This window comes from Rhodococcus sp. GB-02, assembly GCF_053470465.1.
This window is the reverse complement of sequence record NZ_JBPUKE010000002.1, coordinates 526,321-537,848: the sequence shown is the minus strand read 5'-3', so window position 1 is coordinate 537,848 and position 11,528 is coordinate 526,321. Positions and strand designations below refer to the sequence as shown.

Sequence of the window (11,528 nt, the reverse complement as noted above, 5' to 3'; positions counted from 1 at the left end):
GGGGTTAAACGGATCCGGGTTGATCCCTGAGTTCGACCAGCAGGCGAGCCCCGCCGAGCGGACTGTCGTGGAATGTCGTGCGTCCGCCGTGCAGGGCCGCCTGCTGCGCCACCAGTGCCAGGCCCAAACCGGAGCCCGTCTTGCCTGCCGTCGACCCGCGGGTGAACCTTTCGAAGACGCTCGAGCGTTCCTCGGCCGGTATTCCACAACCGTTGTCGTCGATCGTGATCGTGACTGTGTCCGGTGAATCGGTCGGGCGTGCGAGGGTGATGCGCACGGTGCTCGCGCCGCCGTGGCGGACGGCATTGGTGATCGCGTTGTCGAGGATCAACCGGATTCCGCCGGGAAGAGCCCGGATGCAATAGGGGAGTGGAGAATCCACGGTGACGACGCTGACGTCGAGGCCGCGATGATGTCGGCGTGCGTCGTCGGCAGCGATGTCGCAGACCTCGGTCAGATCCGTGTCCTTGAAATCCTCGGCAGTCGAGAGTTCACCCTTCGCCAGTCGCTCGAGGTCTCGCAGAGTTGATTCGACGCGGCCCTGCGCGCGGGCCAGATCTGTGAGTATCTCGCGTCTTTGTTCGTGATCGAGGTCGTGAATGGACAACACCTCGATGTCGGTTCGCATCGCCGTCAACGGAGTTCGGAGCTCGTGAGCTGAGGCGGACGCGAAGTCCCGAGCGGCGGCAAGGGCCGAGTTGGTCGCGGCCTGTGCCCGGGCGACATCGCTGAGCATCGATTCTGCTGCTGCGGCAAGCTCGTCCGCTTCACGGATGCCGGAAATTTCGGTGGCGAGATCGGGATCGCGTCGGGCGATCCGGCGGGTCAATTCCACGAGTGGGCGCACGGCCGGACCACCGAACAACCACCCGAGAGCCGCAGCGGCCCCGACGGCACCGACGCCGAAGAAAGCGACCTGGCGTTGTTGGTCGACGGTGATGTCCCGCGCTTCGGCGTAGGGAACTGCCAGTGAGACAAGGGCATTGATGCCGTCGGCCTCGGCGGTGTATGCCCGGTACTTGGTGCCGTCCACATCGACGGTGGCCGAGCCGACCGGTAGTTCGGGCAGACGGGTCGGGGTGCTGGATTTGACGGTTCCGTCGGTGTCGGAGCGGATGGTCACGGAAAATGCGCCGCCATCTCCGAATGCTCCCAGGAATGGTCCGGCAGTGGCCGCATTGGCCACGATCACTGTCGATGCGGTCTCGAGGCGACGGTCCAGCTGGGACAGGTTGTTTCGAGCGATGGCCAACGCAACGACAACACCGAGGGCGATGACGATGAACGTCGCCCCCAGTGCCGCGGCTGCGGCAACGCGGGTTCGTAGTGAGAAGCGGCGACGCTTCACGGGTTCTCCCGAAGCACGAACCCGACGCCGCGAACGGTATGCAGCAGACGAGGTGAACCGCCGGATTCGAACTTTCGACGCAGATAGCCGATGAAGACGTCCACGACGTTCGTGTCGGCGACGAAGTCGTAGCCCCACACCAGTTCGAGGAGACGTTCGCGAGTGAGCACGATGCCGGAATTGTGTGCGAGCACTTCGAGTAGCTCGAATTCGCGCTTGGTGAGCGGTACTTCCTTGCCGTCGACACGAACTCTGCGGCCGGAGAGGTCGATGTCGAGGTTTCCGACGCGCAAGGAGTTCGTACCCTCCACGTGATCGCCGGCCGGAGTGTTGCTGCGCCGGAGCATCGCGCGGATCCGGGCAACCAGTTCGGCAAGGACAAAAGGTTTGACCATGTAGTCGTCTGCACCCGATTCGAGCCCGGCGATGCGATCGTCGACCGAGTTGCGTGCGCTGAGTACGCAGATCGGGATTTCGTTGCCTGCGGCACGAAGTGCCGTCACCACGCCGGTGCCGTCGAGCACCGGCATGTTGATGTCGAGGACCACTGCGTCCGGTCGCTTGTCGGAGATCACGCGGAGCGCGTCGGCGCCGTCCACTGCAGTCAGTACGGTGAACCCCGAGAGCCGCAATCCGCGTTCGAGTGAGGTCAGGACGTCTGCGTCGTCGTCGACTACGAGGATTTTCGGTATCTCGGTCACAGCCCCATTGTGCCTTGCCTGGTACGTCGGGTTTCGCCGATCAGACCGGCAAGTCGGTACCGTCCGGACGTAGACCGGCCATGAACACCGCGACCAACCGCGGGACGAGGTTCGGCATGGCCTCGTCAGACAATTCGATTTGGGGGCGCGTCAGTTTGGCCAGAGCCATGACAAATTCGAGGGGTTGAAGATCGGGGCGGACCAGTCCGGCGCTCTGAGCGGCGCCGATCGTCGCGGTCATCTTCGCTTTCGTCACCTCACGCACGGCCAGAACTTCAGGGGCCAGCTCGGTGAAACTGCGTTCCACCAGTGTAGGAATGAGTGCACCCAGGCGCAGTTCCACGAGTCGGTCCACCAACGAGTGCCACGCGTTTGTCGGGTCGGCGGACATTCCCGTGAGTGCGATGTCGGCAGCCTCGCGGACATCGGTCAGTGTTGCGACGGCGACGGCGGTCACCAGGTCCTCGCGCGTCGGAAAGTTCCGATACAGCGTGGCGATGCCCACTTTCGCGAGTTCTGCGACTGCGTCGAGGGGCGCGTCGTGCCCGCGTTCGGTGAACACCGCTCGTGCGGCGTCGACTATTGAGTTCCTGCGTTCACGTGCATCGGCTCGCACAGTCACCTCCGGTATTGACAGTTCATCATAACCGGAGGAATATCTTCCACAAATAGTGGAGGAAAAACCTCCACTTAGGGAAGGTAGTTATGAACGCCGAAGTCGAAGCACGGGACCGCAAGAAGTTGGTGGCTGTGGTGTTGGGCTTGTCCGCCGTGATCGGGCTGATGCTGCTTGCCTTCGTACTGCCCTCGGTCAACAGTGGCCCGCACGAACTGAAGTTGGGCATCACCGGTCCAGCTCCGGCAACCGAACAGATCAGCACCTCGCTCGAGGCGAGTAAGCAAGGCGCCTTCGATACTCGAGAATTCGCTGACGCCGACGCCCTGCGTGACGCGATTCGGAATCGCGACGTGGTCGGCGGAATCGCCGTTGATGCCACTGGTCCTCACGTACTGATCGCGACTGCAGGCGGAATCCCCACCGCCCAAACCTTGACCGGTGTGGCCAGTGGGCTCGCGGAGAGATCGGGGGCGAAGGTGCCCGTCGAAGACGTTGTGCCTTTGACGGCGGACGACCCGACCGGTGCGGGGCTCACAGCCCTGGCCTTGCCTCTGGTGTTCGGTGGAATCATGCCCGCTGTTGTTCTTGTACAACTGTTTCCGCGCAGCATTGTCAAGCGAGTACTGGGCGCCGTCGGCGTTGCGGTTGTCGCGGGTTTTGCACTGACTGCCATTCTGTAGTTCGGCACGAACAGCATTGACGGAAACTACCTGCTCACCGCCCTCGCACTCACAGTGGGTATTTCGGCTATCTCGCTTCCCATTCTGGGACTCGAATCCCTGCTCGGGATGAAGGGATTCGCGTTGGGTGCCGTCACGATGATGTTCGTCGGAAACCCACTCTCGGGGATGGCGACAACTGCCGCGTGGTTGCCCGCGGGCTGGGGTGCATTGGGGCAACTGCTCCCACCTGGAGCCGCAGGAGCATCCGTCCGGTCGATGGCGTTCTTCGACGGCCATGGCGCCGCCACGCCACTTCTGGTGCTGGTGTGCTGGATTGCCGTCGGGATCGCGCTGTGCGTCGCCGCCGGCCGGAAGAAGGCGTTGACCCCCGTGGTCGAACCCGAAGCTGCGCTGGTCTAGCCGGCGCGGTTTGCGTACGGGGTCAGGTCGGGAATCGGCCAGACCCCGTCAACGCGTTCCACGACCAGTTCGGCGACCACGGTGTCCTCGTCCATCGGTAGGGGTCGGAGGATTCGGGGCTTTCCCGCCTCCCACTCGACGTCGATACCTGCTGAGGTCAGGGCGTCCTCGTCGATGACGGCGACGATCAGTGGCAAGGCGAGGTCGCCGAACACCAGATCGAGCACCGAAGCGAGTGCGTCCGGGGTGGTTGCGCGAATGAATCCTGCCTCGTCGTAACTGATTCCGCGCGTCGAGACCTCGTACTCACCGAAACGCTTGCATGCTTCCCAGTCGTCGGCGATGGCGACGTGGACGAGTCGTTGTCCGGTCATGCAGTGCTCCTGTAGCGTTCGAAATAATGAAACGTCAACGTAGCATTAATTGAGTGGCACGGTAGTAGGGGACTTGATGGAGCAACCTCGTAGACGTGGGAGAACCAGCGACGCGGAGCGAGCTGATCGACGCAACGAGATTCTCGACGTCGCGGTCGACTCGTTTCGAGAAGTCGGGTTCGCTCGAACGACCATCGACGCCATTGCCACGGCGGCCGGCGTCGCCAAGCGCACCGTGTACAGCTATTTCGGCGACAAATCCGCGGTCTTCGCTGCTGCTGTTTCGCGTCAGCACGCGTATGTCGAGAACGCCGGTGGCGACCAGTCGGACCTGCTCGCCGCTGCAGTGGACATCGTCATCGCCCTGCACAGCGACAATTCGATTGGGCTGCACCGCATGATGATCGGCGAGGCCGTGCAGTTCCCGGAACTGGCTACCGCGTTCTACGAATCCGGCCCGGCCAAGTCGATTGCCTTCCTGGAGAAAACTTTGCTCGATCAGCATGGTCAGAAGGCTGCGCTGCGTGCGGATCAGTTGTACACGTTGCTGCTCGGGGAGGAGCACCGGCAGCGACTGCTCGGGCTCGCTTCCGAACCGACAGCAGAAAGAGCTGCGCAACTTGCGGCTCGTGCGGTGGGATGCGTTCTGGGATCTGATCGGTAGGCTCGACTGGGTGAGTAACTCTGTGGTCTGGTTTCGACGTGATCTGAGGGTAGGTGACCTTCCCACCCTGAGTGCAGCGTCGGATGCCGGCGGGCAGACGTTGGGTTTGTTCGTTCTCGACGAGAACCTGCTCGGACCGGCAGGCTCACCCCGTCAGGATCAACTGTTCGCCAACTTGACGGCGCTCGATCATCAACTCGACGGAAAACTGATGGTTGTTCGAGGTGATCCGGCGGACGTGGTGCCCCGTGTAGCGGAATCCGTTGGTGCCGAAGAAGTTCACATCAGTGCCGACTACGGACCTTACGGCCGACGGCGCGACGCGGCCGTGGCGGAGCAGGTGGAGTTGATCGCCACCGGATCTCCGTACGCCGTCGCACCCGGACGCGTCACCAAGGCGGACGGTGACCCGTACAAGGTGTTCACGCCGTACTTCCGTCAGTGGATGGAACACGGTTGGCGGGGCCCCGCGTCGACCGATGCGCAGACGGTCCGTTGGTTCGATCCGAGCGACAAGGACGGTGGCCCGCGCCGGGTGAGTATCCCCGCGCCATCCGCCGCCGTCAGCGATTTCGTCGGTGAGGTCGGCGCCCTCGAACAGTGGAAAGAATACTGTGAGAACGATCTTGACCGGTACGACGACGAACGAAATCGGCCTGACCTCGACACCACGAGCCGGATGTCGATTCCGCTCAAGTACGGCACGATCCATCCTCGAACGATGTTGGCAGATCTCTCCAAGCGACTCGGCGACGGCGCTCAGGCTTACCGTCGCCAGTTGGCGTGGCGAGACTTCTACGCAGACATCCTGTTTCAACGCCCCGACAGCGCGCGGAAAAACTACGACGACAAGTTCGACCGTTTACGTCACGACGGGGGAGTCGACGCAGACGCTGCCTTCACTGCCTGGTGTGAGGGCAAGACCGGCTTCCCGATCGTGGATGCCGGCATGCGGCAACTCGCTGCCGAGAACTGGATGCACAATCGGGTGCGAATGATCGTCGCGTCTTTTCTGGTGAAGGACCTGCACATTCCGTGGTGGCGTGGCGCACGGTTCTTCATGTCGCATCTGGTGGACGGTGACTTGGCCTCCAATCAGCACGGGTGGCAGTGGACTGCAGGGTCGGGCACAGATGCTTCGCCCTTCTTCCGCGTCTTCAACCCCATCACGCAGGGAGAGAAGTTCGATCCCGACGGCACATACGTCCGTCGGTGGGTACCCGAACTCCGCGATGTTCCCGGGAAGGCCGTCCACTCGTTGAAGGCGATGCGCCCGGTCGACTACCCGGACCCGATCGTCGATCACGCGCATGAGCGTGAGGAAGCCTTGCGCCGGTACGGCGAGGTCAAGGGCTGAGTGCTCAGTGATCTGCGGGCGCTACGCGGAGGCGGTTTCCGTCCAGATCTGAAATGACGAATGTCAGACCGAAGACATCTTCGTTTGGCTCTTCGACGACCTCGACACCCTTGGCCACCCACTCGTCGTAGATCGCCCGAATTTCATTGCTCCCGCCGTCGACCAACATGCCGACTTCGAAATTGCGCGGTGTCGCGGGATCGAGGTCTCGTGACTTGCCGCTCCACGGTGCAAGGACCACACCGCCGCCGAGGTCGAAGGTCATGTACCGAGGGCTGAGGACCTCAGGCTTCGCGTCGAACAATTCGCCGTAGAACGCTGCTGCGGAGGCGGCATCGCTGACGTAGATCAGAAACTGGTTGGGTAGTCGCACTGTGGTTTTCCCTCTCCCGTTGATTTCGGGCCACCGGCAGCGGGGCGTGTGCCTGGTCGTGCGGGGCTGTGTTCAACAATCCCCGCGCGCCGGACGAATGTCCAAGAACAAGTGCGTCTGAGAGGCAGCTGGATTACTTATGACGACTGCTGCAGTCACACCGCACTGAGGTGGTACCCGACGCTCAGGTTCGGGTAGTAGCCGTCGATGTAGCTCGAGATGAAGTAGTGATCAGGGTCGGTGGTGCGAGTTCCGTCGGTGTCGAACTGCGGATAGTCGTTGGCCATGAAGACGGCTTGTCCGCCGCCGGGAGTGGAATAGACGACGTCGACGGTCAGGCCGCGCGGGTCCTGGTTGTATGCCGTGACGATCTCGGTCTCGTGGGGCGCGAGCGACTGGCGTGGGCTCTGCATCCACTGTCCGTAGGGGTTGTCGGCGCCTTGGAGATGAATTGTCTGTTCGGTGTCGTTGCTGATCGTCATCGTGATGGTGTTGCCGGTCGCGGGAAGGGTTCCGGCACTGGCGATTCCGCTCAACCCCAAAGTGAGGGCACCAGCGGCCAGAGCCGTGATTGCGGCAACTACGTAGCGTGGGTTCGTCATCGTTGATGTCCTTGTCCGGGTGGGCGTTCGGTTGTCTGTCTCGAAGACAACTATGTCGGAGCGGATCGATGTCGTATGTCCACTCCCTGGACCCTGTGCAGGAGGAACGGTGTGTCCACCGATCGGGGGACACCTACTCCGACACGGAGACAGCTTCGACCTTTCGCTCGCCGGTGACCAGCAGACCGATCAGTGCGGCGGCCGCGAGAACCATGACGAGTGCTCCGTAGCCACGCGTCGTATCCACCAACCCCACCTTGCCGACCAGGTAGCCGGCCAGCAATGCCGGAAGGCTGTTGGCCAGATATGCGATGACGTAGACGGTGGACAACAACCCCGCGCGTTCGTGGTTCTCGGCCAGCGGCATGACAGTGCGGATGGTTCCCTGGAATCCTGCTCCGAAGCCGATCCCGGCAACAGCCGTACCGACCAGAATCAATACTGCAGAGGATGTTTCAGCACCGATGAGTGTGACGGCCACCCCGAGCACTAATGCGGTGGTTCCGATCAGCATCACGGTTCGGCCGCCGAGTTTGCGGAAGGTGAGCACCGCTGCGGCTCCGAATCCCGTCAGTGTTGCGACCATGATGGCACCGATGAGCGAGCTGTGAACGTCAAGTGCGTTGCGCGCCAGCGCCGGTCCGAGTGAGAGGTAGAAACCGCCCAGTGCCCAGACCGCGATCAGGCACGGTGCGGTGAGCGCAATCATGGTTCGGGCCTCGCGAGGAACAGCAAGGGTGGGGCGTAGCGACTGCCAAGCTCCGGGGCGACCGCCCGAAGTCTCGGGAGCGGCCCAAACCCCGAGGATTTCGAGAACGACCAGTACGAGAAGGACCAGGTAGACAGTGCTGGTGGGTCGTGGCAGGTGCTCGCTGATGAGACTCGAACCCACGGCTCCGAGGGCAAGTCCCACGGTCGGAGCGACGCTGTTGATGATCGATCCGCGGCCAGGAGTGCGTTCGAGGTCGATCAACGCCGAACCCAGAGCGCTGATTGCGGCGCCGGTGGCAACACCCTGTACGACCCGGGCGATGAGCAGGATGGTCAAACCGTCGGCCGAGGCGAACAGTGCAAGCGAGACTGCCTCGAGCGCGAGTGCTCCGAGCAGGACCGGGCGCCTGCCGATGTGATCGGACAGGGATCCGGCGGTCAAGAGCGTGGCGAGCAATGCGAGAGCGTAGATGCCGAACACGAGCGTCGACGCCAGCGAGGAGAATCCCCATAACTGTTGGTAGTGCTCGTACAGCGGCGTCGGGGTCGCGGAGGCGCCCAGGAACGTGGCGATGATGACGGCGATGAGTGTGAAAGCGACGCCTCGCCCCAAGCGTGGGCGCGAAGTGCTCTCGGCCGGTGGTGAAGTGGTCGTTGTCATTGTCGTGGCGCTTCCCGTGCGGGTGATGAAGACTTCAAACGCAAATGCTTTGCTTTTGGGACGCTACGCCTGGCCGTATCCTAATGCAACATCTTTGCGTTAGTATTGGAATCATGAGTCCGTCCGCAGGTCCGCGCCCCGGTGGCCGCAGTGCGCGTATCCAACAGGCCGTCCACGCGTCGGCGCGCAAGTTACTGGAACAGCGTGATCGAGCCGAGATCACGGTGCCGATGATCGCGACCGATGCGGGAGTGACCCCGTCGACCATCTATCGGCGTTGGGGCGACATCAACGAAGTTTTTGCCGATGTCTCGATTGAGCGATTGCGTCCGGACGCCGACCCTCGCGAAACGGGTTCACTCCGAGGAGATCTGACGGTCTGGGCGCAGGAATATCTCGAGGAGATGTCCGCGCCCGTCGGTCGCGCGTCGCTGCGAGATGTGCTGATGAGCGACGATCAGACGCACGCGCCCGACGGTACGAAGAAGTTCAAGTGCGCCTTCTTCTGTCGAACGCAGATCGACGTGATCCTCGCACGTTGGCCGGAAGCTGCCGCCGTGGATGGTGATTCGGTAGTGGACCACGTGGTGGCGCCGATCATCTACCGAATTCTGTTCGACCTCGAACCGGTCGCGCCGCAGCGCGTTGCGGAATTGGTGGATCAGACACTTGCCCTCGCGGCGCGGGTCGTTGTCGAAGGTTGATCGCTGCGTAGGCGGGCGTGGACGTGCATGTCGTGCCAGCCGTCAGCATGCCTGGCGGAGCCTCGTCGAACACCTTCTTCGCTGAACCCTGCTTTGGTGGCGACTCGGCACGATCGTGGGTTGTGGATCGAGTGTTCGAGTTCCAGGCGGTGAAACCCGGCATCGCGGAATGCCCACTCGGACAGTGTGGTTACAGCCTGGGTGCAGAGTCCGCGGCCGCGCGCCGCTGGCGTCATCCAATACGCGAGCTCAGCAGTGCCGTCCCACAAATTCACCCCCTTTGCCGTGATTCGGCCGAGGAGTTCATTCGTCTCGGGGGCGGCAATCGCCCAATGGCATTCGGATTCGCTTGCCCACCCGTCTCGCCACTGGGTGAGCCAATTCCGTGCTTCGTCGATCGAGTCGGCGCGGCGTACGTGCCAACGCTGAATCGACGGATCTCGAAAGGCTTCCACGACAGCCGGGGCGTCGTCGTAGGTCCACGGCCGGAGAATCGCTGAAGTCCCGACGTGGATCGAGGGTTGGTCTATCCCCCCGAGATAGCCACTGGCGATCGCGGGCGTAGTCAACTTGGGCATGTGAAGCATCATTGCTTACCCGTTCGATTGTGGGTAACGATGCGAGCTACATGTTCCGGCTCTGCCACTCTGCGTTCAGTCGGCGCGCGGATTTCAGAGTTGCGATCGCCTCTTCGGTATCAACTCGCGCGAGGACTAGTGCACTTACGTTGCAGGAGAGAAGGATTCGAGTGCGATCCGTCAGGGCAGCGTCTGTCTCGGTCGGAAATGTGGCTTGTAGCCCGCTGCGAATGGCAACAGCAAGTTCTTGCCGATAAGCGCGGATCACGGCTGCCGCCGCGTCATCGTGCGCGCCGAGTCCGGCAGCAGTATTGAGAAGTAGGCAACCTCGCCGCGGTGAGTCGGCGGTCATGGTGCCGATCGCTTGTTCCAGCGAGGAAAGGTAGTCGTCGATGACGTCCGGTCCCGGATTCGTAGTGAGGCTGCGCAGACGTGGCCGGATGACATGTTCGAGGTACATCTGCACGGCGGCGTCGAACAATCCGCGCTTGTTGGTGAACGAGTTGTAGAGACTTGACCGACTCAGCCCCGTCGCGGATTCGAGGTCGCCGAGTGAGGCGCCTTCGTATCCGCGTGCCCAGAAGACGTCCAACGCGGCAGCGACCACGGCTGTTGTGTCGAATTCTTGTGATCTGCCCATCAAAGCCTCGCTCTTTCTGTATCGTTCGGTCCAGTATATATTGGACTGAACGATACAGAATTCACTCGAAGCAACAGGAGCTCACCGATGAACGTCGCCGGCTACATCTTCGCGGGACTGGCCGCAGCAGTGCACGTATACATTTTTGTCCTCGAATCGATTCTCTGGACGGCCCCGAAGACCCGCGCCGCGTTCGGCGTGAAGTCCGAGGAAGAGGCGATCACCACGCAGCCGCTCGCCTTCAACCAGGGCTTTTACAATCTTTTCCTGGCGATCGTGTCGGCGGTCGGCATCGTGATTGCGGCGACCGGCTCCGCGTCGGTCGGAATTGCCCTCGTCCTGGCAGGCACAGGATCGATGGTTGCCGCGGGGTTGGTGCTGATTCTCTCGTCTCCCGACAAAGCCCGCGCAGCCGTCGTGCAGATGCTTTTCCCAGCTATTGCCGTTGTTCTGCTGGTAATCCACCTGCTCTGAGTGGTCTCTATCCGCCGCCGAGCACCAGTGATTCGATCAACGCAAAAGCCCCGTTGAGTGCTCCACAATCGAAGGCTTCGGCCAGGGCGTATCCGATGACAAGTTCGTCGGTGCTCGGCATGCTCGACCAGACTGCGTCGGTCTGCCTAGGATCGGATTCCTCGTTCTTGGAGAAGAGCCCGATCCGCAATCCGTCGCGGGTGAAGGCACTGTTCGCGTCGTCGACTGGGGCGAAGTTCAAACTCACGCCGTCGACGAGTGCCGAGACAGAGTACGAGCGACGGGACAGAAACCCTTTGCCGACAGTGAGTTCGACTTCGTCGCCACCGACAGTGAAGAACAAGTCGGCGGCGGCGCGCGTTCCGATGGGTGTGCCTTCACGGCGTGGGGAATCGACTCGACGCGTCAACAGAGCGTGTGAGTTGCCGTTTCGGACGTCGACGACCCCCGTGTCGACATCGAACGAGATCTCGACTTTTCCGTGAATCGGGTCCATTACGGCGTATTTGACCGTCACTGTGCCTACCCCCTGTAAGTGTGAACTCGGGTCCATAATACGTGGTGGGAGCGTTGTCCAGTATGCCCGAATCCAAAAAAATAGTGCCGAATGACGCGCGTTTGCGGCCAAATGCTTCTACGC

General features: G+C 62.1%; 14 protein-coding genes and 1 pseudogene. 5 read left to right on the top strand and 10 right to left on the bottom strand.

Annotated elements, in window-relative coordinates; translation table 11 throughout:
• Positions 1-4 precede the first annotated feature (4 nt).
• The 3 genes from ACSW29_RS15630 to ACSW29_RS15620 are packed head-to-tail and all read right to left on the bottom strand — an operon-like array spanning position 5 to position 2,665.
• Complete coding sequence (locus ACSW29_RS15630; protein WP_317828763.1) at positions 5-1,348, bottom strand: sensor histidine kinase; 1,344 nt, start codon at positions 1,346-1,348, stop codon at positions 5-7.
• Positions 1,345-2,049 (bottom strand): response regulator transcription factor, encoded by a 705-nt coding sequence (locus ACSW29_RS15625; RefSeq protein ID WP_317828764.1) that lies wholly within the window; start codon positions 2,047-2,049, stop codon positions 1,345-1,347. Before ACSW29_RS15625 ends, ACSW29_RS15630 begins: the two co-directional genes overlap by 4 nt.
• 40 nt (positions 2,050-2,089) lie before the next feature.
• Positions 2,090-2,665, bottom strand: a complete 576-nt coding sequence (locus tag ACSW29_RS15620; protein ID WP_448277648.1) for a TetR/AcrR family transcriptional regulator — start codon at positions 2,663-2,665, stop codon at positions 2,090-2,092.
• Positions 2,666-2,754: 89 nt separating this feature from the next.
• Here ACSW29_RS15620 and ACSW29_RS15615 point away from each other — a divergent pair.
• Positions 2,755-3,750, top strand: a pseudogene (locus ACSW29_RS15615) (ABC transporter permease).
• Here the strand turns inward: ACSW29_RS15615 and ACSW29_RS15610 are convergent.
• Entirely contained in the window at positions 3,747-4,124 is a 378-nt protein-coding gene (locus tag ACSW29_RS15610; RefSeq protein WP_317828767.1) for a DUF952 domain-containing protein, read from the bottom strand. The pseudogene ACSW29_RS15615 and the gene ACSW29_RS15610 overlap by 4 nt on opposite strands.
• 76 nt (positions 4,125-4,200) lie before the next feature.
• Between ACSW29_RS15610 and ACSW29_RS15605 the strand changes: the two genes are divergently transcribed.
• Both ACSW29_RS15605 and ACSW29_RS15600 read left to right on the top strand, forming a co-directional pair.
• Positions 4,201-4,788: a TetR/AcrR family transcriptional regulator gene (locus tag ACSW29_RS15605; protein ID WP_347874474.1), complete on the top strand. Its 588-nt coding sequence runs from the start codon at positions 4,201-4,203 to the stop codon at positions 4,786-4,788.
• Between the two features lie 10 nt (positions 4,789-4,798).
• Positions 4,799-6,145, top strand: coding sequence for a cryptochrome/photolyase family protein (locus ACSW29_RS15600; RefSeq protein WP_317828769.1), 1,347 nt, complete (start codon positions 4,799-4,801; stop codon positions 6,143-6,145).
• Between the two features lie 4 nt (positions 6,146-6,149).
• On the opposite strand, the gene ACSW29_RS15595 is transcribed toward ACSW29_RS15600, so the two are convergent.
• From ACSW29_RS15595 to ACSW29_RS15585, 3 genes are all read right to left on the bottom strand, one after another.
• On the bottom strand, positions 6,150-6,518 hold the full coding sequence (locus tag ACSW29_RS15595) for a VOC family protein (protein ID WP_448277647.1): 369 nt from the start codon (positions 6,516-6,518) through the stop codon (positions 6,150-6,152).
• 155 nt (positions 6,519-6,673) lie between these two features.
• A complete protein-coding gene (locus ACSW29_RS15590) occupies positions 6,674-7,120 on the bottom strand; it encodes a hypothetical protein (RefSeq protein WP_347874471.1) in 447 nt (148 codons plus the stop codon).
• A 133-nt stretch (positions 7,121-7,253) separates the two neighbouring features.
• Complete coding sequence (locus ACSW29_RS15585; RefSeq protein WP_317828772.1) at positions 7,254-8,492, bottom strand: MFS transporter; 1,239 nt, start codon at positions 8,490-8,492, stop codon at positions 7,254-7,256.
• Between the two features lie 113 nt (positions 8,493-8,605).
• Between ACSW29_RS15585 and ACSW29_RS15580 the strand changes: the two genes are divergently transcribed.
• Entirely contained in the window at positions 8,606-9,196 is a 591-nt protein-coding gene (locus tag ACSW29_RS15580; protein ID WP_230814484.1) for a TetR/AcrR family transcriptional regulator, read from the top strand.
• Here the strand turns inward: ACSW29_RS15580 and ACSW29_RS15575 are convergent.
• Both ACSW29_RS15575 and ACSW29_RS15570 read right to left on the bottom strand, forming a co-directional pair.
• Positions 9,154-9,774 carry a GNAT family N-acetyltransferase gene (locus ACSW29_RS15575; RefSeq protein ID WP_230814483.1) on the bottom strand — a complete coding sequence of 207 codons (621 nt, stop codon included), beginning with the start codon at positions 9,772-9,774 and terminating at the stop codon, positions 9,154-9,156. The genes ACSW29_RS15580 and ACSW29_RS15575 overlap by 43 nt on opposite strands.
• A gap of 46 nt (positions 9,775-9,820) precedes the next feature.
• Complete coding sequence (locus ACSW29_RS15570; protein WP_317828773.1) at positions 9,821-10,414, bottom strand: TetR/AcrR family transcriptional regulator; 594 nt, start codon at positions 10,412-10,414, stop codon at positions 9,821-9,823.
• A gap of 87 nt (positions 10,415-10,501) precedes the next feature.
• On the opposite strand from ACSW29_RS15570, the gene ACSW29_RS15565 reads away from it, so the two are divergent.
• A complete protein-coding gene (locus tag ACSW29_RS15565) occupies positions 10,502-10,888 on the top strand; it encodes a DUF1304 domain-containing protein (RefSeq protein ID WP_030535390.1) in 387 nt (128 codons plus the stop codon).
• A gap of 7 nt (positions 10,889-10,895) precedes the next feature.
• Here the strand turns inward: ACSW29_RS15565 and ACSW29_RS15560 are convergent, their stop codons facing one another.
• Positions 10,896-11,405, bottom strand: coding sequence for a hypothetical protein (locus ACSW29_RS15560; RefSeq protein WP_317828774.1), 510 nt, complete (start codon positions 11,403-11,405; stop codon positions 10,896-10,898).
• Between the last annotated feature and the right edge of the window lie 123 nt (positions 11,406-11,528).